Below are 22,360 nucleotides of genomic sequence, written 5' to 3' on the forward strand. Positions count from 1 at the left end.
AAGCTCCGGATAACCTGGACCGTCCCTCATTACGCCATCGGAATGGTCAGAACGAACAGTGTGCCCTTGTTCTTCTCCGAGGCGCAGGAAAGCTGCATGCCGTTGTCACGCGAAAGTTCATAGCACACGGACAGCCCCAGACCGTGGCCCTCGGAATTGTCTCCCTTCCGATAGGCTTCGGCATATTCCGCAATCTCCCCGGCATCCATTCCCGCACCGGTATCGAGCACGCACAGATTCAGCATGTTCCCCTGAGCCCGAACCCCGAAGAGGACCTTCCCGGCCTCGGTATACTTCACCGCATTCGAGACAAGGTTGCTGACGATCCGCATCACGATGAGCGGCGGAACCACGACCCGTTTGCTGGACGGAACACGCCTGAGATCGACACCTTTGGAAACTGCTTCCTCGTTGAACATCTGAAACACGGTGTCGAGGACAAGGGAAATCTCATAGATCTCGGCGGCGGAACTGGACGTGCCTTCCACACGGTCCTCTTCTGTTGCCCCCTCTTCTTCGCTCGGCCCCGGCGCTTCGGGCGTGGTCTGGCGCAGATAATCATTGGACAGTGCCTCGATATAGTCGAAGGCTTCCTTCAACCGGCCACGAACCTCCGGATCCATGTTGGTAGCAAGACTGTCGACATTCATCCGCAGTGACATGATCGGTTGCTTGAGATCGTGTGAAGCCGTCGCAAGTTGCCTTTGGCGCAGGCTTGCAAGCTCCCGGGAGCGCGAGTAGTTCCGCTCGGCGACCAGCAGCTCCTGGCTGCGCCTGGCCTCGGCCTCGAGTGCGGAAAGTTCTGCCTGCACGGCCTTGGAGTGCTGTCTGCGAAGATTGATGATATGCGCCGTCAGACCGGTCATCGTGGCAACAAGAAGAACCGAGAAGACGCCTTTGACGGCGGTCGAGACCGGAATGATTTCGGCACGGCTTCCTGCGACCAGAAGCACAACAAGCACCACACCAAGCAAAAACCCCACGATCGAAATCAGCGTGCTCGTGACGTGGATCTCTCCATTGTTTCTCCGCCAGATCCCGCTTGCAACGAACATTGCCGCAAACATCACGACCAGCAGTACATAACTGAACAATGCCGTGTAGGGTCCTGGCGAATAAAACGAAACGCCATATCCGAATACGGAAACCAGGCTGAGCAAGGTTAGCGCAATGGAGAATCGTGTTTCTCCGGCCTCGGTCCTGACGGACCGGCCGCAAATGACAAACCCGATACCGGAAAGCGCAAAGAGCAGGAAGAAGCCCACGGCAGACTGCAGCCCAGGGCTGTCCGGGTAAAAGAAACGGAACCAGATGCCGTCAATATAGGCGATCAGGGCAAGGCCGATACTGAACTGAATGGCGTAAAGCATCCCGATCCAGTTTTTCATGGCCAGGTGAAAACCGAAGAAAAATACAAGGCTGGATATACAAAAGGCATAAAAGGCCGTGTGCGTTATGCCGGAGGTGAAAGCGGATCGTTCAAGTTCGGCCGGTGTTTCAAGCGCCATGCGAAAGGACTGAAACGGACCGAACTTGAAGTTCACCAGCAATGTGACGGTTTCCTGCGGTGCGATCTCGACAACCGGTGTTCTGAGCCGTGTGACGGAGTGATCTTCACCGACGAAAGGCTCAAAGATCGAATAGTTGATCAGGCCCTCCGTAAAACCGCTTTCCCTGATGAGATAGGCATCCACTTCACTGACGAGGGGAAGATCGACCACGAGTACGAACGGATCGGACCCGCGACCGTCATCAATCGTGTCGTTGAAGATTTCCACACCTGCCCATGCTTCGGGAGCATAATTCCATTCCAGCATGGTCGTATCCAGATCGCGTCCGAATCCCCCTGCCCGATACAACTTCAGAACCTCGCCAAGCGACTTCGAAGGATCGGCGTGATAGGTCAGACTCGCCTTCAGATCAGCAGCGCCGCGCCCTGGTTCGAGGAAAACAGTCTCCGCCCGGCTGCCGGCCAGCATCATCAGACAAAAAAGAAGACTGAAACCAAGACGAAGCAAACTGGTCATTTCCCAAAAGGCATGTAAGGGTTATCCATATTGCAATTCCAGGATACCGGGTCGTGAACGAACAAAGATACAATGCAATTATCGCAGACGATCATGCAATTGTTCGGGCCGGCCTGAAAGATGCACTGGAAAAACCGGGTTTGATAGAGCCTGACGGCATTTGTGTGCTGGCGGAAGCAGGCGACGGCTTGAGCGCAATCGCCGAAGTGCGCAAACACCGACCTGATCTTTTGCTGCTGGACGTTTCAATGCCCATGGCAGGCGGTGTCGAAGTTCTGGTGGAAGCTCGGCGATGGTCGAAGGAAACCAGGGTCGTCGTGTTGACCGGCATCTCCGCAGTGGGTCTCGTATCGGATCTTGTAGAAGCCGGTGTTGACGGCCTCTTTTCCAAGGCGTCGGACAACTCCGAATTTTACAGGAAACTGCCGGGTATCCTGCGTGGCCAACGTCACATCTCGGAACACTTTCAGAAGATCCTGGAAGAAACGCCGAGACCGCCGGTTCTGACCGACAGGGAGCGTCAGACGCTCAACATGATCCTGTCGGGAAGATCGAACAAGGAAATCGCGGAAGGTTTCGGGATCAGCATCAAGACCGTTGACAAGCACCGCACCAGCCTGATGCAGAAGCTGAAGGTTCATTCCGTGCCGCAACTGATTGCCCGTGCTCTGAAGGAAGGACTGATCGATCCGTCCAAGGAACTATAGGACAGCTGCAGACTGGGGGATCTGCCCCATGGTGCCGGCAGCTTGGAAACGAGATCATTGCTGAAACAGTCTGACACAAGGATTTGCTTCATGCCTGCCATCAAAACAATGAAACGCGTCATTGCCAAGGGCTTGGCCTTTGCCGCGTTGCTCGCCGCCGCGCAAGTGCAGGCACAATCGGTTACCGACGATGAGGGCTTTCGGGAAATTCGCGTAGCCCCCGGCGTTGCGACTGCAGACGACATGATCGACGTGGTGCTGCCCTTCTTGAAAGGTCACCCGGAACGAGATGAAGGCAGTAGCGGAATGCAATTGAGCATTCGAAAGGAAGACGGCGGCTATGCCGTGAACATTGTGCTGACCGGTTACCTCGATGACAGCCTGTCCGGAGAGCATTACCGCGGCTTCGTCATTCCGTTGCAGGATGACCGATGGGAGCTTTTGTCAATGTCCGTCAAACCGCTTTGCGCACGTGGCTGGAACATCGACGGCTATTGCCAGAGTCCACCCCCGAGCGAGAGAATTCTGGCGCCCGAAGTCGAATCGGTCGCGGCCGCCATGTGCGTCAAGGTAGCCGCAGACGATACGCTGAATCTACGTTCGGGACCGGGAACACGGCACCCGGTCGTAGGTTCTCTTGCCGCCGACACATGCACGGTCGAACTTTTCGACATCTGCGAAGGCAGCTGGTGTCAGATCCGCTCAGGAAGGATTTCCGGTTGGGTAAATACCCGTTATCTTGCTTCTGAAAACTGAACCAAACAGCACGCAACCCAGGTTTCCTGACAGACCAGAAAAGTTCGCCACAGTATGCGACGCACTTCAAACAAAAACGCAAACGTCGTGCTTGGCCTTGTTCTTGGAGGCCTTGCAACCGTTGGAACATGCGGATTGTCTGTCGCAAGCGATACACCGCAGCCGACCTTTCTGGAAAGTGGTGACAACGATCTTGTCCGCTTCCAGATGGGTGGCGTACCAACGCAAGAGACGATGGCGAAGTTTTTGGAGGCCCCTCAGAGCGTTTCCGAACCTTTGCCTGTCGCACGCAAGAACACAGTGAGCGTATCGCGAAGCAAAAGTTTGCCGCGTGTAACGAAACAATTGGCTGCAGACAGCTCTGCCCGACAGGAGGCGCGCACGAGAGGACAGGCAAGTTCCGGACGGATAATGCCGCAAGACGCAGTCACTGCGCCACCATCAGCGAAACCGGCACCGGCCCCCTTGTCGAAGCCGGATGCGAACGAACAAGACGCACGAGCGGTCGAGAAAACCCAGGGCGCGGGCTTGTACGCAGGAGGTGCGCCGCAAGCAAGCGGCCTTGCCGCAGATACCGCAATGGAAAGCGAGACGCTCGAACCCGCTCCCTCTCAACCCGCGCCAGTGTTGGAAACTCCGTCTCCCCGACCTGGATTCAGCGAAGAAATCAGCTCGCGTCTCGTTGCTGTCTGCCTGAACAATCCGGAAGATGCCAGCGGACCAAAAGCCTTTGATATTCGCCGAAACGGTCCACCGAGGTATATCGCAGATATCGGTGCCACGACCTGCGCGCGCTTCGAACCGACCCGCCATACGCTTTATCTTTGGAAAACGAACGATATCGGGGCGTTGTCCCTGATCCTTTCCAACCGGCTGGATCTGAACGACGCTGACGGCACCCAGGTCACACTGGACTGGATCAGGGACAGATAGCCGGGAAAAGCAATAAACCGCCGGCAGGTCGCAAAACCCGCCGGCGGTGTTTGATTATAGTTATCCAGTCAGCGCTCCGCGACCTGCGCAAGCCTGACAAGTGTCAGGAACTCAGACCGGTAACCGAAGCGGTCCTCACCCCTGGTTTCACGCGCAAGGTCTTCGACTGCCTCAAACGTCCAGTCACCGAGATAATCGCTGCCCTTAAGCATTTGCCCGAAGGAAGCAACCGATGCGGCAAACAGAGTTTCTTTCTCGGGAATGTCGCTGGAGCTGGCTGTAACCGCCGTTTCGATCAGCTGACTGTTCTCGTCTCCAGGCATCTTGTAGCGAAGCTTCACGTAGGCAAGTTCACCCTGGTAAGACCCCTTGACGGGTTTTTCGGCTTCGTGTTCGTTTTCGTACCGAAGATCGGAGAATTTCCGTGCAGGAGAATCAACCGACGTGATCTCGTACAGCGCGGTCACATTGTGCCCGGCACCGATATCACCAGCGTCGACTTTATCGTTCTTGAAGTCTTCGGTTTTCAACGCCCTGGTTTCATAGCCGATGAGACGGTATTCAGCGACCGTGGCCGGGTTGAATTCCACCTGTATTTTCACATCCTGGGCAATCATGGAAATCGAACTGACAACCTGATCCACCAGGACCTTGCGCGCTTCCGACAACGTATCGATATACGCGGCGACACCCTGGCCGTTTTGCGCAAGTGTTTGCATCAGTTCGTCATTGTAGTTGCCGCGACCAAATCCCAGGACGGAAAGAGCGGTTCCCTGCTTTCTCTTTTCTGTGACAAAGCGTTTGAGGCTTTCGGTGTCTGAAAGACCGACATTGAAGTCACCATCGGTTGCCAGAATAACCCGCGTCTGTTCGCCATCTCCGGTCATTTCGTCTGCGAGCTCGTAGGCACCTTTCAGGCCGGCATGCCCTGCGGTCGACCCTCCCGAAGTAAGCGCATTGATTTTTTCGAGAATGGAGGACTTGTCCGACACTTTCGTCGGCTTGAGCAACACTCCGGCACTTCCTGCATAAGTCACGATCGCGACTTCGTCTTCATCGCGCAGCGATGACAAAAGGAGGCGGAAGGACTGCTGCAGCAAAGGCAACTTGTTGGCATCCGCCATGGAGCCGGACGTATCGATCAGAAACACCAGATTCTGGGGTGGGAGATCGGCAAGGGGAACCTTGTATCCCTGTATGCCGACCTGCATCAGCTTGGTGTCTTTGTTCCATGGAGTTTCGACAACGGAAACGCTTGTCTGAAACGGCACATCGCGTCCATCCGGGACGCGATACTCGTAGTCGAAGTAATTGACCATTTCTTCGACCCGGACCGCGTCGGGACCAGGCAAGCGTCCATCATTCAGGTTCGCCCGGACAAAGGAATAGGATGCGGTATCGACGTCAATTGAAAATGTCGAAACCGGATCCAGAGCCGTTTGTCGCAGCGGATTGGGATCGGCGCTGGCAAAACGTTCGCGGTCCGGCATCCGGGCAATGGGCCGCACCCCGTCGGCAGATGCTGTCAGCCTGGCTGTGCGTGCACTCGACGGGACTGAGGAGTGGAGCGACAACAAACCCCCACCGGAGCTGGAAACCTTTGAATTCGCACGTGGTTCTGCCGGAAGAGGTTGTTTGGGCACCGGTAACGGCAATACCGCATCCTGCCGATTTTCCTGCGGGCCCGGGGTTGGCTCCACCTCTGAAATCCGAGCGTCGACGGTTTCCTGACGATTTGAGAGGCTTTCGCCCAATTCGGCCCAATCGACAGTCTGTGCGGCGATGGCGACCATGGCCAGTGTCACAATGGAAGCCGAACTGATCAAAACTGTTTTGGAGAGATGTTTGCTCAGGAGCATGATAATAGTCCTTCCGAACCTCCGAAGGACACGGCCCGAAGGCGTAGTCCTCTCGGGTTCAACTGGTGTATGTGGTTTGAAACCCGCACCCCCTGCTGGTGCGGTGTTTCAGATGGCAGGGAAATCAGCGCAGCACGATCCGGAAACTCTTGCCCCGTGAGCAGACGGACGTGCCGGAATTGGACCACCAATAGCGCCCCTGGTCCCAACGGCCATTCGATTTCAGCCGCGTGTATTGAGCCCGGACATAAGTCTTTGCATTGTTCACGCCTTCCAGATTGCGCTTCCAGCTGTAGGAGCCGCCATTTGGAATGACACGGTTGGAGATGTTCTCGGAGCGCTTGCGGTTCGAGCCATAATCGTAATAGTCCAGATCGAAAAGCTTGACCGGTGCTCCGGTGCTGTTCTTGACGGTGATCTTGACTTTTTTGCAGATATCGAAGCCGGCGTGTGCTTCGTGGACACCGGTCAGCGAGGCAATTCCCCCCAGAGCGACGACGGCGGCGGCAGCGGCGGTTTTTGCAATAGTTTTCATCTTTTCAATCCTTTCCAAAAATGCGCTCCTTCAGAGCGGGCTCATCGAAATGTCGATGATGGAAAGGTGACAGCAGAAGCGTCTGCCCTGTATGGGGTCGATACCCCATTCGACGACGCGGCAGCCAAAACCAGGGCTCAGGATCAAGGACAAATCCCGTGTTTCCCGGTGACTTGTAACGCGCGTGCAAGTCTTCGCACGCACCGGCGGCAGAACCGGCAAAACGCGGTAATGCGCGCGCGCTTGGTTAACAATGACTTCCGGGGTTGTCTGGCCTTGGTTCCCGCTTTGTAATTGTATTTCTACACAGAGTTGCTACATAGAAACTGAAATATTCTTAGATATTCGGGAAGGGGCACATGGCAGATTTCAGCGCTCAGATTGAGAAATCCAAAAAGGAAGTTGCAGCTGCGAAGCAAAAGATCGACGAGCTCACATCCAAGATCGAAACCGCCCGAACGAAGCTGGATTCAGGACAGGATATTTCAATCGATATCGAGAATGCCACGCTGGATGACGTCCACGCCCACACCGAGCTCATGGGGTCCAATATTGCTGAACTCATCATGGGTCTCGACGACGTCACCGCCAATTTTTCCAAGGATTTCGACGCCATGCGCTCGAAAACCGGTTGGGAATCGTTCATCGGAATATTCTCCAAGGCAAGGTCCGACAGCATTCGGCAGGAACGCATGCGGACGGCAAGTATTGATGACAAGCTGCAAGACCTGATCGCCAAATCAGATGTCATCGGGCAACTGCTTCAGGATCAGCTGAACACTCTGAACGATCACAGCAAACGCGTGGAAGGCAATCTGAGCGAAACGCTTAACCAGCGCGAGCAGACCGTCGCCGTTCTTGAGAGCATCAAGAAAGAACTTTTGGGCATGGATCCGAAGATCATCGCCCTGGAGAACAAGATTTCCGTCGAAACAGATGCCGCGGCCCGCACCAAGCTTGAATCGGAACTCGCCGAACTGAATTCCGAGTACAACCGGCTTGCACAGGAAGAACAGGTCAAGCTTGCCGAAAGCCAGACGCTCGAACGCTACGTCGAAAAAGGCAAGACCTGGGTCGACAGCCTCCAGAACCAGGCAGCCACTCAGATGGTGCTGATCAACAAGTTGCAGACGGACACGAAGCAGCGCGTCGTGCTCTATGACGCCTTGGTGAAGTCTCTGAAAACTGCGCAGCAGCAAGACGTCGCCCACAAGATCAACGAGATTGGCGTTGCCACCGACAAGGAAGCCCAGTCGGCTATGGCCGCCATCGGCTCTGCCACAAACCAGCGCATGGCCGACATGATGGAGGCTCACGAAGACCACATGGTCTTTGCGCGCAAGGTACTTGAAGAGAAGGCGAAGTCGGATGAACGGTTTGCACGGCGGTTCCAGCAGATTGTCGAGAAGCACGACAAGAATGCCTACGGAGCCTGAGGTCTGAACGTTGGACCTGACACTCGATCACAGAGTACTCGAGGAAGCGCACGAAACCCGGCGCTACTTCGCCAAATTTGAGCGCATCATTACGCATCTCCAGGGTGTTGCGGACAGTGTCGTGTCGGAAAACACGGCACTTTTCTCCGAGATCCCGATCCTGAAACAATATCTCGAGGCGCTCTCAGGAACCTTCACGGCCCTGTCCTACAAATATCTTCTGGCGGGCCGCGTATCGGACAAGATGCCGAACCTCCTGAGCATCGACCGGCAGGATAGTGGCTTCCCGATTTATCAGGAGCTGCTTGAAATGGCCAATGATGCCATGCAGGCGGAAAACCACCTGAGGTCCCTGCCCGTCATGCGCGATCTGAAGGTCGCCATGGTGAACCATATCCTGCGCGAGCAAACTGCTCCGGTGAACCTGCAATTCGCAGCCTCCGAACGGCAATATTACGAACAGCTGAATACTGCGACACTTTTTTGGGCACGCAATGATCCGCGTCTTGCCTGGACCGGAAACGTCACCGAAGCGCGCAGGAAGTATCGCATTCACTGGGCTGTCTATGACAGTTTGCAGAACATACCGCTGATCTATGTGATGGATCTGGAAGACAGCGGCAAGCGACCACTGGCCAAGGACGAACGCCGCTGGCCCCGTGTACAGGGTCATCTGACTGCCCAGTCTTCTGCCGGTCTGAAACTCCTGACAATCGCGCGCGGTTTCGATCACGACTTCGCCGACCTGCATCCCAAACGGCTCCGTCGGTTTTACGTCGGCCCGATGTACAGCCACACTTTCACACAGCAATCCGGCCCGTTGCGCGAGGTCCTGGCCCAGGCGGGCCAGAAGCCCGGGGAAGACTGGGCCCTTGCCTGGACAACCGAAACCCTGGTGGCGAGCGGAACCGAGCAGGAATCGACCGGTTTCTTTTCGTCTGTCGAGCGGCAAATCTATGATCTGGATCCGTTTGCTGCCGCAGGTGACGACACGAACGAAGCGGCAGGACATACGCACCGGCAGCGCTCGCTTATCCTCCCGCAGCGGCCTTATCAGGTCCTGGAGGAACTGAACCCGCCCGGATTGGCCAATATTCGCAAATATGCCGTCAGTCCGAGCGGCAAGATTCTCAGCTACAAATAGGTTTCCAGCGTGACCCTTTCCAACGACCTCATGGAACTGAAAGAAGACAAGATCCGCGAAAAATACAAGAGCGCGGAAGCCATGCTTTCAGGGTTTGACCACACGCCCCGCATTGCTGCAAAACGTGACCCCGGCACCGTCCAGGAACGCTCTCCAGGCCTCGGCACCAGACGGCGCTTTCGCTCGACAACGCCCGGCCTCGTCACCCGGTCGACTGCGCGTCCCGAAGGCGTGCAGTTGTCCGCACGCATACTGGAAAGCGATGACGACGCACTGACAACGCCCCTCCAGGCGGGCATCTTGAGAGCATTGCGCAGAGCCTTGTCGGTCGCCCAGGTCATGTCCGACCAGTTCGCGGAACAGACAGGGCTATCCGATCTGAAACGCAGCAACCTGGCGGGAACGCTCGATGCATCGCAAAAGGACAGGTTTCAGCAACTGTTGTCGGCCTCGGCGCTGATCTCGCTGCATGTGTTTGCCAACATGACGGATTACCTTGTCACGGGCCTTTCCGCGGAGACTGAGGAAAGCGAAATCCAGTGTGGTGACGTGGAGGAAATCCTTCTCGACAACGACCAGCTCGCGCTTCACGGCACGCTTTGGGAGCTTGATCAGGAGATTTCCACCTCGTCCGTCGAAACCGATACTCAGCTTCTTGCTCTCGTCACCTCGTTTTGCGAACAGCTGATGGAGAAGGTGACCCTCCGCGCAGAGGGCCTCGCGCTGCTGCAACCCTTTTCGGAAGCCCGGTACAGGGTTGAAGAGGACAACTTCGAGATCACCGGCTTTACGCCGGCGGCCAGGGCCCGCTCCACGGCTCTGACCATGGCGTTCAAGAAACCCGAAGAGGTTGTCGGCAACCACATTGCCAAATATCAGGCAATGAAGCTCTCCAAGATGCTGATGGCTTATGATTTTGATCGCAAGCTGAACCCCTTCGCGGAACTTGGCGGCTTTATCTTCACCTTCATGGGCGACGGCAAACCCGGAACCGGCAAAACGACACTGATCCAGATGATGGCCGGCCTGATCAACGATTATTGTTCCAACGCCGGATCTGCCTTCCGGTACCAGAACCTTTCCACCGAGAGCATTGACAGCTATCAGGGCAAATCCGCCCAGAACGCCAAGGCCTTCATCAAGACCGTCACCGACCCGAACGTCATCGGCTTCGGCACGATTGACGATATAGATCAGCTTGCCGGCAAACGCGGCGACCGGCAGTCCTCTGCCGGACAACTTGAAATCACCGCGGTCCTTATGGAAAGCTTCGCCGGTGCGAACACAGTCGTGCGCGGCAATTGTACTTTCGGCATGTTTTCCAACTATCCCGAAAATGTCGACGACGCTCTGCGTCAGCGCGCGGGAGCCAGATTCCTCGTCGACGGTCCGCAATCGCGGGAAGACTATATCGACATTCTTTATCTGCTGATGGGAAAGAACCACTCGATCCCTGTTGGCGATCATGACCTCTTCGAGGCGCAGGTGATCCAGAAAGCGGTTGCCGCTTCCTATGAAAGCCATGCGCGACCGAAAGAAGATGCCCTGGTGCGTGTCTTCGACCGGGTCAATGCCGAGGTCGGTGCCCTCGACACGATCGCAAGGCTCGGTGTTTATCTGAAGGCCATCCAGGATGCGGACGAACGCTTTACGGGACGTGCGATCAAGAACATTACCGACGCCGTCAAGGTCCGGGCGATGGACTTCGAACTGCCGGACGAGTGGATGGAAAATCCGGATCTCTTCCTGTTCAAGGACTATGAAACCAAGAAGTCGATGATTGCAGAACTCGCCCGGCCGATTACCGTCGAGATGGTGATCCAGGAAATCAATCGCTACGCTGACAGCGAATTCCGGTATGCCGACAAGTCCGACGAGGTCGCGATTGAAAACGCGGTTCGGGAAATGCAGCGCATGGAAGAGGCAAAACGCCGTTACATGGAATTGTCACGCTCATGATGCGACTGGTGAGACACGGGCTGATGTACGGAAACCTTGTGGAGGTCTCTTCGCCTTCCATGGTGGGCCGCTACAATCGTGCGCTCGAACATCTGACCGGCAAGCAGACTGACCTCAAAGAGTTCCATATCGACATTTCGGGGTTTTCTCCCGAGATCGGCGACGAGTTTGACGACCCGCTTTATCTCAACCCGAACGGCTGCAACAGGCAGTTCATCCTGCTCAATGTGGCTCAGAAGACCGCGCCGCTGCTGAACGCACATTTTTCGACATCACGGTCGATCCTCAGGCGCTTCATTGAAGACAACGAAGAGCAGCTTTTTGCTCTTTCCATCCGCGACGCCGTCGTCGGCGAACTGGTCAACACGATCTTTTCAATCAGAACCCCGCTCGACCTGTTCGATATCCGGACGATCGATGTGGAAGCCGACACGGTTGGTGGACATGTTGAAGCCGGGGACGAACTGACGGACAAGATCCAACGGTTCATGACCGAACCGGACGGGTGGTGGGATGATGTCCTGATCGCCGAGATGGTCGAGTTGTCCAAACATACCGGCGATATCATCCGCACCCCCATAGCCCTTCAACCGCAAAGCTTCGAGCAGGGAAACTTTTACACCAGCCACTATGGTGGCCTTTATGTTTTCCGGAATGTGAAGAGAACTGCCTGCATTTCGAGGCAGCATCTGGAGGCTGATGACCTTCCTGTCAAACATATCCTGACGCTGCAGAACCGGCGTGAAATTGCCTCTTTCCTGTCCAGAAACAAACTGGTCGAGCCTGTTTTTGAGGCTGACAAAAGACGTGCCGAGAGTATTCTCAGGCAAAAGCTCGACTTCATTGTAATAGACACGGCGGCGACCAGGGGTGAGGATCTCTCAGACGTTTCCCGGCGGGACCTGCGTGCCCTGAAGCGAAAACACCACAGGGATCTCCCGGACGAATACCACGATCTGGAGCGGGTGGTTCGACAGTTGGTCAAGGGAGAGAGGCTACCCAGGATCACGCCTGAAGACCCGGCCTTCTTTTATCTGCTCCGGTCCCGGCACCATGCAGACAAACAGCTTGTCAACATGCTGTTGTCGGAGCTGACTCCGTTGGACTTCAGGCAGCTTTTCATTTGCAACAAGGATTCGTTTTACACCCAGTACCAGTCCTGGAGCGATGCAAAGAAGACTTTCGCCGCACGGTTCCTCTCCGAGGAATATGTCGTGGACAAGGTCGGAACGCGCACCGAGCTGTTCGGCCCCGAACCCGGCATGAGTGGTGAAGACGAGGACAACAACTTCCGCACCGAACAAAACATGGGGCCCTGGGGTGCCATTCCCAGAGACGACGATGAAGATGACGACGACGACGAGGACGACGACTGATGAAGTATGTTAAGTGGATCGTCGGCATTCCGCTTGTTCTGGTTGTGCTTCTGTTTGCGCAGTACACGCTGCCGGGGCGCGATGTCGTCCGCATCGTTGGGACTGACGTAAAACGGATGGATATCGGCTCGTCGTCGTTGTTCTGGGCTGCACCCGACGCCGGCACGAACCCGAACTGGACACGCGACGTTCGTTTCATCAACGCTGTCTGGCCGAGCGGTGAACCTCGGGTCTACAGAAACGAAGACACGGAGTGGAGCTGGCCGCCCTATTTCAAGTTCAACAGCAGTAACGTGACTGCCCAGGCACAGGACTTGGCGAAAAAACAGGGAGAAGTCTGGGTTGCCATAACCCACTATGGCTGGCGCATACAACTGTTCACGATCTTCCCGAACATAATCAGTATTCAGGAAGTCGCGGGACCCAATGCCATCCTGATCCCCTGGTTCAACATCGCATTCTTCACGATTCTTGCGCTGATCGCCTATCTCATATTCCGGGCGGTTCAAGCCTTCAAGCGCAGACGCATCGATCCGGTTGTCGAGAATATTGACGAGTTCATCGATGATGTCGGTGACAACGCGGAACAGGCGCGCGTGCGCGCAGAAAAACATGCGACCGCCGCGACGAGTGGTTTTCGTCGCTGGTTCAAGCGCTGGTTCGGCTGACGGTTCTCACGCCCTCAGGAAACCATGTCATCCCGGGGAACCCGCGCACAGAAAATCAACTCGGGCAGCACATAGCGCCGTCTGCGGCACCTTTGAAAGCAACAATCGGGGACAGGGCCGCGCCGGTCAGGTCAAAACGCCAAGCCGCAGGTTTGTGGCCATGCCAACACCAGTGCGTCGGCATGTCGGCCCAATTGACGAAACGTCGTCGCCTTTGTTTTTCCAAATTGACTCGCAACGCCGAACGGATCGGCAAGGCCGTCCGTATCACGGCGGCCGGTTTCCCGATTGCCTATTGCCTGTTCGGCCAATCTGCTGTTCCGGATCCCTCGAAAACGATCAACAACAAAGTGGCGATTGATTTGATGACGATGCTTCTTGACCAGTCCGGCACAAAGTTTCTATTGTAAATAAAAAATTTTACACGCGGAAAGTTTTGCTCTTTCCTGATGGAGAGAACGTTGCGAACTGCAAGCGAAACAGACAGGGCAGAACGCCAAGGCGAATTATGGCAGATCGAAAAATCAAGAACATGGAAGAATTCGCCTCGGTAAGCGGCATCTCCAGGCCGACTGTTTCGAAATACTTCAATGACCCGGAAAGTGTTCGCCAGACGACACGTGACCGCATTGAACAAGCTCTGGAACGGTACGATTTTCGGCCGAATATTTTCGCAATCAACCAGAATCGGCGCCTCACAAAGAATATTGGCGTTGTGGTGCCCTATCTTGCCGATCCCTTCTTCGCAGAAATTGCCCGAAATATCGAACGCCGATGCATCGATGCCGGTTATTGGCCAATTCTGTTCAGCTCCCACGGCCAGCAAAGTCTGGAAAACGACATTCTCAGCAGTTTGCGATCCCTGAAGCCGGCCGGCGTCCTTCTCGCCCCCTTGGGCCGGGCTTCGGACCGTGGTTCAATCGAAAAGTTTTGCAGGGATGTTCCAACTGTTCTGTTCGACAGCAATCTCGAAGGCATCGGGGAAGCGTTTGTCGGCTCGGACAATTTCAGCTTCGTCTCTCAGACTGTTGAATATCTGACGCGTTCAGGTGAACCTCCCTGTTTTTTCGAGATGACGACGCCGGCGAATCCGAATGCAAACAAACGCCGGGCGGCGTATCTGGAGACCATGGACCAACTGGGGTTGGAGCCACACGTCGTAAAGGTCGAAGGTGAAGGCTGGTCTTTCGAGGAGATCGGCCATCAAGGGGCATTGCGTATCCTTGAAGTTCGCGGTTTCCCGACGAACACAATACTGTGCAGCAACGACCGGCTCGCGATCGGCCTCTTGTCTGCCTGCTACGAAATGGGCTTCAGGGTCGGCCGCGGCGAAGGCTGCGCTCTTCGTGTCGCCTCGCATGATGATCATCCGTTCTCCCGGTTTACCTGCCCTTCTCTGACCACCGCCGCACATGACTATGACTCAGTTGCCAACCATGCCTTCAGCACGCTCAACGAACTTATCGAGGCCGGAGGCACATTCAATGATCGCCAGGAAACCCTTTTCGCAGCGCGACTTATACTGCGCGCGTCAGCTTAAAATTTTACGCGCGCAAATTTTCTCTTGACGCCAGATAATTTTTGGCTCAGGCTCTGGTCAACATCCAAGCCAGGGAGGACATAGGATGTCTTTGAAGAACGCATTATGTGCGGTCACAGCACTTACTTTGATTACCACCACAGGCGCTTTCGCCGAAACGATCACCATCGCAACCGTTAACAACGGCGACATGATCCGGATGCAGGGTCTGACGGAAGATTTCACCAAGAAGACCGGTCACGACGTTGAATGGGTCACTCTTGAGGAAAACGTTCTGCGTCAGCGCGTCACTCAGGACATCGCCGCAAAGGGCGGACAGTTCGACGTCCTGACGATCGGCATGTACGAAACGCCGATCTGGGCTGGCAATGAATGGCTCGTGTCGCTGGACGACTTGCCGGCAAGCTATGACGCAGACGACATTTTGCCTGCGATGCGCGCCGGCCTCAGCCATGACGGCAGCCTGTATGCGGCCCCGTTCTACGGCGAATCCTCGATGATCATGTATCGCACGGACCTGATGGAAAAAGCTGGTCTGACGATGCCTGACGCACCGACATGGAGTGATGTCGAGGCTGCCGCCAAGGGAATGACCGACAAGGACAACGAGATCTACGGCATCTGCCTCCGGGGCAAGGCCGGCTGGGGTGAGAACATGGCGTTCATCACCACGGTCGCCAATTCCTTCGGCGCACGTTGGTTCGATGAGAACTGGAAGCCGCAGCTCGACACACCGGAGTGGAAAGAAGCAGTCAGCTTTTACAACAATCTCCTGACGACCTACGGCCCTCCGGGCGCATCCACCAACGGGTTCAACGAAAACCTGGCACTTTTCCAGCAGGGCAAGTGCGGCATGTGGATTGACGCAACCGTTGCTGCGTCCTTTGTAACCAACCCGGACGACTCCACGGTTGCCGACAAGGTCGGTTTTGCGCTTGCACCCAACAAAGAGGGTGTCGACAAGCGTTCAAACTGGCTCTGGGCCTGGGCGCTGGCAATTCCGGCCGGAACCCAGAAAGAAGCAGCTGCCAAGCAGTTCATCGAATGGGCAACGTCCAAGGACTACATTGAACTGGTTGCTTCGAAAGAAGGCTGGGCCAACGTGCCCCCGGGCGCTCGGACCTCTCTCTACCAGAATCCCGAGTACCAGAAAGTTCCGTTTGCCGCGATGACGCTGGAAAGCATCAACGCCGCCAATCCGGACAGCCCGACTGTCAAGCCAGTCCCCTATGTCGGCATCCAGTATGTCGCGATCCCGGAATGGGCAGGTATCGGCACCGCTGCCGGACAGGAATTCTCCGCAATGGTTGCTGGACAACAGACCGTTGACGAAGCGCTTGCCAAAGCCCAGGCGAATACCGCCGAGGAAATGGAAGCCGCCGGCTACTAAGGGAATCCTCCCCCGACTGGGAGGGCGGAATAACTCCGCCCTCCCTTTTTGTTAACCTGCACCCCATCGCCCAGTTCGCCGCGGTAGTTTCGCTGCCGTCAACAGAGAAGGTGTGTCCATGGCAACCCAGCACTCCCGTTCCGCAGCCCGCTTCATGATGGCTCCCGCAGTCATTCTGCTGCTCGGCTGGATGCTTATCCCGCTCACGATGACCCTGATATTCTCGTTCAAGAAATATCTGCCCCTACGCGGTGGTGATCTCGGATGGGTGGGTTTCGACAACTACGTCCGGTTCGTTTCGTCAAGCGCCTTCTGGCCAAGCGTTCAAACGACATTGATCATTGTCGGCGGTGTCCTGCTGATCACGATCATATTCGGTGTGCTGCTGTCGATCCTTCTGGATCAGCCCATGTGGGGCCAGGGCATTGTCCGCATACTCGTAATCGCGCCGTTCTTCGTCATGCCGACTGTTTCCGCACTCGTCTGGAAGAACATGTTCATGGATCCCGTGAACGGTCTGTTTGCACATCTGTGGAAGGCCTTCGGAGCACAGCCGATCGAATGGTTGAGTGACCTGTCGCTGTTTTCGATCATCCTGATCGTTTCCTGGCAATGGTTACCGTTCGCCACGTTGATCCTGCTGACAGCGATCCAGTCCCTCGACAGCGAACAGCTGGAAGCCGCCGAAATGGATGGCGCGCCGCCGCTCTCACGTTTCGCCTTTATCATTCTGCCGCACCTGTCGCGCGCCATCACCATTGTCGTTCTGATTCAGACGATCTTCCTGCTGGCGATCTTCGCGGAAATCTTCGTGACGACCAGCGGCGCCTTCGGCACCCGGACCCTGACCTACCTGATCTACCAGCGAGTTCTGGAAAGCCAGAATGTTGGCCTCGGATCGGCCGGCGGTGTCTACGCAATCATTCTTGCCAATATCGTTGCCATCTTCCTGATGCGCATCGTCGGCAAAAACCTGGACACTTGAGGAGGGAAAGAAATGGCTCGCTCTGTTACCACCCGCCGCAAGACGATCAATACCCTAGCCGCCTGGGCGATAGGTCTCTTGATCTTCTTCCCGATCCTCTGGACGATCCTGACCAGCTTCAAGACGGAAGCTCAGGCGATCAACGATCCACCACTGTTCTTTTTCTTCGACTGGACATTGGAGAACTACGCTGTCGTTCAGGAGCGCTCCAACTACATGCGCTATCTCTGGAACTCGGTGATCATCGCCGGTGGTTCCACGGTACTCGGCCTGATTATCGCGGTCCCTGCGGCATGGTCGATGGCTTTTGTGCCTTCCAAACGCACGAAGGACATACTCATGTGGATGCTGTCGACCAAGATGTTGCCGGCAGTCGGCGTGCTCTACCCGATCTATCTCGTGTTCATCGAGCTTGGTCTGCTGGACACCCGCGTCGGCCTGACGATCGTGCTCATGCTGATCAACCTGCCGATCATTGTCTGGATGCTCTACACCTATTTCAAGGAAATTCCGGGGGAGATCCTGGAGGCAGCCCGCATGGATGGTGCGACGCTGAAGGAGGAGATCCTCTACATCCTGACGCCAATGGCCATTCCGGGAATTGCGTCGACGCTGCTTCTCAACATCATTCTTGCGTGGAACGAGGCGTTCTGGACTTTGAACCTGACGGCAGCGAAAGCCGCGCCCCTCACCGCCTTCATCGCCAGTTATTCCAGCCCGGAAGGCCTGTTTTACGCCAAGCTGAGCGCTGCCTCGACCATGGCGATTGCCCCCATCCTAATTCTTGGGTGGTTCAGCCAGAAACAACTTGTGCGCGGCCTGACATTCGGCGCGGTCAAATAGGAGTTCCCGACATGGGTCAGATCACACTGAAACAGATCACCAAGAGCTTCGGCGACGTCCAGGTGATTCCGCCGCTGGATCTTCAGATCGAAGATGGTGAGTTCGTTGTCTTTGTCGGGCCATCCGGCTGCGGCAAGTCCACCCTCCTGCGCCTGATTGCCGGACTGGAAGACACTTCCAGCGGAGAAATCAGCATCGATGGCAGGGATGCCACGGAAGTGCCCCCGGCCAAGCGCGGTCTCGCGATGGTGTTCCAGTCCTATGCGCTCTATCCGCATATGTCTGTGCGCAAGAACATTGCCTTTCCGCTCAGAATGGCCGGTCTCGACAAGGCAGAGCAGGACAAGAAGGTCGAGTCGGCCGCCAGCGTGCTCAACCTGACGGACTATCTGGAACGGCGGCCTGGCCAGCTTTCCGGCGGCCAGCGCCAAAGGGTTGCGATCGGCCGGGCAATTGTTCGCGAACCCGCCGCCTTTTTGTTCGACGAGCCGCTTTCCAACCTCGACGCAGCCTTGCGCGTCAATATGCGCCTGGAAATTTCCGAGCTTCACCAGACGCTCGAGACCACGATGATTTACGTCACCCACGATCAGGTCGAGGCCATGACCATGGCCGACAAGATCGTGGTGCTGCAGGCAGGCATCATCGAGCAGGTCGGGTCACCGCTGGAGCTTTACCACACGCCCCGCAACCGGTTTGTTGCGGGCTTCATCGGGTCACCGAAAATGAACTTCATGATGGGCGCCTTCTCGTCCGAGTACGATGCGACGACCATCGGCGTCCGACCGGAACACATTTCCGTCTCCCCGACAGACGGCAAGTGGAAGGGTAAGGTCGGCGTTTCGGAACATCTCGGCTCCGACACCTTTCTTTATGTCGACGTGGAAGGCATCGAAGACCCTGTCACCGTACGCTCCAGCGGCGAGGTTTCCTTCAGGCACGGAGACATGATCCACCTGACGCCGGATCCCGAGAAGATCCATCGTTTCGACAATCAGGGTTTAAGGATTGCGTGATGCGCCTTGAGGGGAAATCTGCTTTGATCACCGGCTCTGCCCGCGGTATCGGGAAGGCTTTTGCCGAACGGTACATCCGTGAGGGCGCGACGGTTGCCATAGCGGATATCGATCTGGTGCGGGCGCAGGCAACGGCCGCCGAAATCGGACCCGCCGCGTATGCGGTACACCTCGACGTCACGGATCAGGCCTCGATCGACCGTGTCGTTGCCACCGTTGAGGAGCAACAAGGCGGTCTCGACATTCTGGTCAACAACGCCGCCCTGTTTGACCTGGCTCCCATTGTTGAAATCACCCGCGAGAGTTACCAGCGTCTTTTCGAAATCAATGTTGCCGGTACCCTGTTCATGATGCAGGCGGCAGCGAAATCGATGATCAGGCGTGGCAAGGGTGGCAAGATCATCAACATGGCCAGCCAGGCGGGTCGCAGGGGTGAGGCATTGGTTGGCATCTATTGTGCGACCAAGGCCGCTGTCATCAGCCTCACGCAATCGGCGGGTCTCAATCTCATTCAGCATGGCATCAACGTCAATGCCATCGCACCGGGTGTCGTCGACGGCGAACACTGGGACGGAGTAGACGCCCTTTTTGCAAAGTACGAAGGGCTCGAACCGGGCGAGAAAAAGGCAGCCGTGGGCGATTCAGTCCCCTTCGGACGCATGGGAACCGCAGAAGACCTGACTGGCATGGCCGTGTTCCTGGCTTCTGCAGATGCCGACTACATCCTGGCCCAGACCTACAATGTCGACGGTGGCAACTGGATGAGCTGACCAATGACAAAAAAACTGGACATGACTGTGCTCTCCACCCTTCCGGACACCATTGCAACTCCGGCTTTCGACCGGTCGACCCTATCCGCCGGCATCCTGCATATCGGGGTCGGAAACTTCCACCGCGCGCATCAGGCTGTTTACTTGAACCGATTGTTCGAACGCGGTGAAGGCCTCGACTGGGCGATCGTGGGTGCAGGTCTCATGCCTTACGACAGGGCAATGCGTGACCGCCTGCATCCGCAGGACTGGCTCACCACCGTCGTCGAACTTGATCCGGGAGGCTTGAGCGCTCAGGTATGCGCATCGATGATCGACTTTGTCGACGTTGATCCACCCGCCCTGATCGACAGACTTTGTCAACCAGACATCCGGATCGTATCGCTGACCATTACGGAAGGCGGATATTTTGTCGATCCGACCACCGGCGGCTTCGATGTATCGCATCCAGAAATACTGGCGGATCTTGAAAATCCGGAGAAACCATCGACAGTCTTCGGCGTGCTTTATGCTGCACTCGCTCGAAGAAGAGCCACGCAAATGGCCCCATTTACGGTCATGTCCTGTGACAATCTGCCGGAAAACGGCCTCATGGCAAGACAGGCAGTTGTTGGCTATGCGCGAGCCGTTTCGGCTAAACAAGCTGACTGGATCGAAGAAAACGTGGCTTTTCCGAGCGGCATGGTGGATTGCATCACACCTGCGACGGGAGAGCGCGAAAGAGCTCTCATCCGCGAAACCTTCGACATAGAAGATGCCGCTCCTGTCGTCTGCGAACCGTTCAGGCAATGGGTTCTGGAAGACAATTTTCCATCCGGCCGGCCCGCTCTGGAAAAGGTTGGCGTCGAATTCGTGAGCGATGTCGCACCCTACGAGCTCATGAAATTGCGAATCTTGAACGGCGGTCACGCGGCGATTGCCTATGTCGGTGCCTTGCGCGGCCACCATTTTGTTCATGAGGCCATGACCGACCCGCTCATCCGAGCCTATCTGAACAAACTCGAATCGGAAGAAATCCTGCCCACTGTTCCCGAAATTCCGGGGGTCAGCTTTCAGACCTATCTGGCAACGGTCATGGATCGGTTTTCGAACGCGGCGGTCGGTGACACGATTTCACGGCTGTGTCTGGACGGATCGAACCGGCAGCCGAAATTCATCCTTCCGGTGATCCTGGATCGGCTGGACAACAGCCTGAACATTAGCGGTCTGGCGCTGGAAACCGCACTGTGGTGCCGGTATTGCCTTGGCAGCGATGAGGCTGGACGGGAAATCCTGCTTGAGGACGAAAATGCCGACAGCCTCAAAGCGTGGGCAAAGAGTGCATTTTCTGACAGTACGGCGACAGTCTGGCCCGAACTCTTCGGTCCGCTTGCCACCAATACGGTTTTTCTCGCGGAGTTTGAAAAAGCCGCCGATAAACTGCAGAGGCTTGGGGTCACCGACACGCTTGCCGATTATGTTTCCGGGCCGTAAGAGCCTTCGAATTCGCACATCATATCATCCTGATCGAAAGGCATTTTCGACAGGAAGGCCTTGAAGACGTGCTCCCATCGCCTGAATTTGAAAATCCGTGTAGTTGCGATCGCGCCCGGACGGATTACCTGTGAGGCAACCGGCGGCGAGGCGTTCTGGAAAACGCATCGCCATTGGAGAGTTGCCAATTCAAACGCAGGGTGCCGACATGATCAGGTTGAACCGACGGGAAATACTGGTGGGAAGTGCTGCAGTAGCAGTCGCGGGCACTCCCGCCTTTGCACAGGAGACCGATTTCCGTAGCCTTGGCCTGGCAGAACCGGCCTTCACTGTCGACGCGGAACTCAACATCCCTGACCTTGCCGGCAAGGTCCATCAACTTGAAGATTACCGCGGCAAGACGGTGGTTGTTTCCTTCTGGGCTACCTGGTGTCCGCCTTGCCGGAAGGAAATGCCGACACTGGCCCGCCTCGGTCAGCAGCTCGGCACCGATGACTACGCCGTTCTGGCCGTAAACATCGGCGACAGGCAGGACAAGATCGAGGCGTTCCTCGGTGAAATCGAACATGATGGCATGTCCATTCTCCTCGACAACGACAAGGAAATGCCGGCCAAGTGGTTTTTGCGCGGCTTGCCGGTAACCTACATTATCGATCCGCAGGGCAAGGTTGCCTTGGGCGCAATCGGTGAACGGGTCTGGGATGCACCGGAAATGGTTTCCGGGATCAGAGCCGTTGGCGGGACAACCTGAAATCAGCCGGGATTCTGAAGCCTGGCGCCAGCTTGTTTTGTTGATGTTGTTGCTGATCCTGTCTCCTTATACCAAGCTCAAGAAATAAGAACCGATCTGACCGGGTTTGAAGGCTGTTCGGCAAGAAGCAGGTTGTAGGGCGATATGGGTTATCGTCCAAAACCTGCGACGCGGCAGAACAGCCTTTAAACT

The 22,360-nt window shown here is 56.2% G+C and carries 20 protein-coding genes; 16 read left to right on the forward strand and 4 right to left on the reverse strand.

Features of this window, described 5'->3' with window-relative positions; translation table 11 throughout:
- Positions 1-29: 29 nt before the first annotated feature.
- On the reverse strand, positions 30-2,027 hold the full coding sequence (locus LA5095_RS07120) for a sensor histidine kinase (protein WP_055113428.1): 1,998 nt from the start codon (positions 2,025-2,027) through the stop codon (positions 30-32).
- 53 nt (positions 2,028-2,080) lie between these two features.
- Between LA5095_RS07120 and LA5095_RS07125 the strand changes: the two genes are divergently transcribed.
- The 3 genes from LA5095_RS07125 (at position 2,081) to LA5095_RS07135 (ending at position 4,423) form a co-directional block, all read left to right on the forward strand.
- Entirely contained in the window at positions 2,081-2,734 is a 654-nt protein-coding gene (locus LA5095_RS07125; protein ID WP_055113430.1) for a response regulator, read from the forward strand.
- Positions 2,735-2,824: 90 nt separating this feature from the next.
- Positions 2,825-3,490 carry an SH3 domain-containing protein gene (locus LA5095_RS07130; protein ID WP_055113432.1) on the forward strand — a complete coding sequence of 222 codons (666 nt, stop codon included), beginning with the start codon at positions 2,825-2,827 and terminating at the stop codon, positions 3,488-3,490.
- A gap of 135 nt (positions 3,491-3,625) precedes the next feature.
- Positions 3,626-4,423, forward strand: a complete 798-nt coding sequence (locus LA5095_RS07135; RefSeq protein WP_144435924.1) for a hypothetical protein — start codon at positions 3,626-3,628, stop codon at positions 4,421-4,423.
- 68 nt (positions 4,424-4,491) lie between these two features.
- On the opposite strand, the gene LA5095_RS07140 is transcribed toward LA5095_RS07135, so the two are convergent.
- Entirely contained in the window at positions 4,492-6,282 is a 1,791-nt protein-coding gene (locus LA5095_RS07140) for a vWA domain-containing protein (RefSeq protein WP_055113436.1), read from the reverse strand.
- Between the two features lie 124 nt (positions 6,283-6,406).
- Complete coding sequence (locus tag LA5095_RS07145; RefSeq protein WP_029064833.1) at positions 6,407-6,817, reverse strand: hypothetical protein; 411 nt, start codon at positions 6,815-6,817, stop codon at positions 6,407-6,409.
- Between the two features lie 359 nt (positions 6,818-7,176).
- Here LA5095_RS07145 and LA5095_RS07150 point away from each other — a divergent pair, with 359 nt between their 5' ends.
- The 5 genes from LA5095_RS07150 to LA5095_RS07170 are packed head-to-tail and all read left to right on the forward strand — an operon-like array spanning position 7,177 to position 13,400.
- Complete coding sequence (locus tag LA5095_RS07150; RefSeq protein ID WP_055113440.1) at positions 7,177-8,253, forward strand: coiled-coil domain-containing protein; 1,077 nt, start codon at positions 7,177-7,179, stop codon at positions 8,251-8,253.
- Between the two features lie 10 nt (positions 8,254-8,263).
- On the forward strand, positions 8,264-9,397 hold the full coding sequence (locus LA5095_RS07155; RefSeq protein WP_055113443.1) for a hypothetical protein: 1,134 nt from the start codon (positions 8,264-8,266) through the stop codon (positions 9,395-9,397).
- 9 nt (positions 9,398-9,406) lie between these two features.
- On the forward strand, positions 9,407-11,356 hold the full coding sequence (locus LA5095_RS07160) for an ATP-binding protein (RefSeq protein WP_055113444.1): 1,950 nt from the start codon (positions 9,407-9,409) through the stop codon (positions 11,354-11,356).
- Complete coding sequence (locus LA5095_RS07165) at positions 11,353-12,732, forward strand: DUF6638 family protein (protein ID WP_055113445.1); 1,380 nt, start codon at positions 11,353-11,355, stop codon at positions 12,730-12,732. The genes LA5095_RS07160 and LA5095_RS07165 overlap by 4 nt, the downstream gene beginning before the upstream one ends.
- Positions 12,732-13,400: a DUF1523 family protein gene (locus LA5095_RS07170; protein ID WP_055113447.1), complete on the forward strand. Its 669-nt coding sequence runs from the start codon at positions 12,732-12,734 to the stop codon at positions 13,398-13,400. The genes LA5095_RS07165 and LA5095_RS07170 overlap by 1 nt, the downstream gene beginning before the upstream one ends.
- Positions 13,401-13,531: 131 nt before the next feature.
- Here the strand turns inward: LA5095_RS07170 and LA5095_RS32330 are convergent, their stop codons facing one another.
- Positions 13,532-13,711, reverse strand: coding sequence for a hypothetical protein (locus tag LA5095_RS32330; protein ID WP_144435923.1), 180 nt, complete (start codon positions 13,709-13,711; stop codon positions 13,532-13,534).
- Positions 13,712-13,908: 197 nt separating this feature from the next.
- Between LA5095_RS32330 and LA5095_RS07180 the strand changes: the two genes are divergently transcribed.
- From LA5095_RS07180 to LA5095_RS07220, 8 genes are all read left to right on the forward strand, one after another.
- Positions 13,909-14,940 (forward strand): LacI family DNA-binding transcriptional regulator, encoded by a 1,032-nt coding sequence (locus LA5095_RS07180; RefSeq protein WP_055114243.1) that lies wholly within the window; start codon positions 13,909-13,911, stop codon positions 14,938-14,940.
- Positions 14,941-15,025: 85 nt separating this feature from the next.
- Positions 15,026-16,330 (forward strand): ABC transporter substrate-binding protein, encoded by a 1,305-nt coding sequence (locus LA5095_RS07185; RefSeq protein WP_055113451.1) that lies wholly within the window; start codon positions 15,026-15,028, stop codon positions 16,328-16,330.
- 118 nt (positions 16,331-16,448) lie between these two features.
- Positions 16,449-17,315: a carbohydrate ABC transporter permease gene (locus tag LA5095_RS07190; RefSeq protein WP_055113453.1), complete on the forward strand. Its 867-nt coding sequence runs from the start codon at positions 16,449-16,451 to the stop codon at positions 17,313-17,315.
- Positions 17,316-17,327: 12 nt separating this feature from the next.
- On the forward strand, positions 17,328-18,158 hold the full coding sequence (locus tag LA5095_RS07195) for a carbohydrate ABC transporter permease (RefSeq protein WP_055113456.1): 831 nt from the start codon (positions 17,328-17,330) through the stop codon (positions 18,156-18,158).
- A gap of 11 nt (positions 18,159-18,169) precedes the next feature.
- Positions 18,170-19,174, forward strand: a complete 1,005-nt coding sequence (locus LA5095_RS07200) for an ABC transporter ATP-binding protein (RefSeq protein ID WP_055113457.1) — start codon at positions 18,170-18,172, stop codon at positions 19,172-19,174.
- Positions 19,171-19,944, forward strand: coding sequence for an L-iditol 2-dehydrogenase (locus LA5095_RS07205; protein ID WP_306359374.1), 774 nt, complete (start codon positions 19,171-19,173; stop codon positions 19,942-19,944). The genes LA5095_RS07200 and LA5095_RS07205 overlap by 4 nt, the downstream gene beginning before the upstream one ends.
- A 3-nt stretch (positions 19,945-19,947) precedes the next feature.
- Positions 19,948-21,417, forward strand: coding sequence for a mannitol dehydrogenase family protein (locus tag LA5095_RS07210; protein WP_055113462.1), 1,470 nt, complete (start codon positions 19,948-19,950; stop codon positions 21,415-21,417).
- A gap of 208 nt (positions 21,418-21,625) precedes the next feature.
- On the forward strand, positions 21,626-22,168 hold the full coding sequence (locus LA5095_RS07220) for a TlpA family protein disulfide reductase (RefSeq protein ID WP_055113466.1): 543 nt from the start codon (positions 21,626-21,628) through the stop codon (positions 22,166-22,168).
- The last annotated feature ends 192 nt before the right edge of the window (positions 22,169-22,360 follow it).

Origin of the sequence: Roseibium album (genome assembly GCF_001404515.1) — a bacterium.
GTDB lineage: Bacteria > Pseudomonadota > Alphaproteobacteria > Rhizobiales > Stappiaceae > Roseibium > Roseibium album.

Bases quoted from the DNA above. Each gene is read 5' to 3' on its own strand.
- LA5095_RS07120 (WP_055113428.1), bottom strand. From the start codon at position 2,027: ATGACCAGTTTGCTTCGTCTTGGTTTCAGTCTTCTTTTTTGTCTGATG.
- LA5095_RS07130 (WP_055113432.1), top strand. From the start codon at position 2,825: ATGCCTGCCATCAAAACAATGAAACGCGTCATTGCCAAGGGCTTGGCC.
- LA5095_RS07140 (WP_055113436.1), bottom strand. From the start codon at position 6,282: ATGCTCCTGAGCAAACATCTCTCCAAAACAGTTTTGATCAGTTCGGCT.
- LA5095_RS07145 (WP_029064833.1), bottom strand. From the start codon at position 6,817: ATGAAAACTATTGCAAAAACCGCCGCTGCCGCCGCCGTCGTCGCTCTG.
- LA5095_RS07150 (WP_055113440.1), top strand. From the start codon at position 7,177: ATGGCAGATTTCAGCGCTCAGATTGAGAAATCCAAAAAGGAAGTTGCA.
- LA5095_RS07165 (WP_055113445.1), top strand. From the start codon at position 11,353: ATGATGCGACTGGTGAGACACGGGCTGATGTACGGAAACCTTGTGGAG.
- LA5095_RS07170 (WP_055113447.1), top strand. From the start codon at position 12,732: ATGAAGTATGTTAAGTGGATCGTCGGCATTCCGCTTGTTCTGGTTGTG.
- LA5095_RS07180 (WP_055114243.1), top strand. From the start codon at position 13,909: ATGGCAGATCGAAAAATCAAGAACATGGAAGAATTCGCCTCGGTAAGC.
- LA5095_RS07185 (WP_055113451.1), top strand. From the start codon at position 15,026: ATGTCTTTGAAGAACGCATTATGTGCGGTCACAGCACTTACTTTGATT.
- LA5095_RS07190 (WP_055113453.1), top strand. From the start codon at position 16,449: ATGGCAACCCAGCACTCCCGTTCCGCAGCCCGCTTCATGATGGCTCCC.
- LA5095_RS07195 (WP_055113456.1), top strand. From the start codon at position 17,328: ATGGCTCGCTCTGTTACCACCCGCCGCAAGACGATCAATACCCTAGCC.
- LA5095_RS07200 (WP_055113457.1), top strand. From the start codon at position 18,170: ATGGGTCAGATCACACTGAAACAGATCACCAAGAGCTTCGGCGACGTC.
- LA5095_RS07210 (WP_055113462.1), top strand. From the start codon at position 19,948: ATGACAAAAAAACTGGACATGACTGTGCTCTCCACCCTTCCGGACACC.
- LA5095_RS07220 (WP_055113466.1), top strand. From the start codon at position 21,626: ATGATCAGGTTGAACCGACGGGAAATACTGGTGGGAAGTGCTGCAGTA.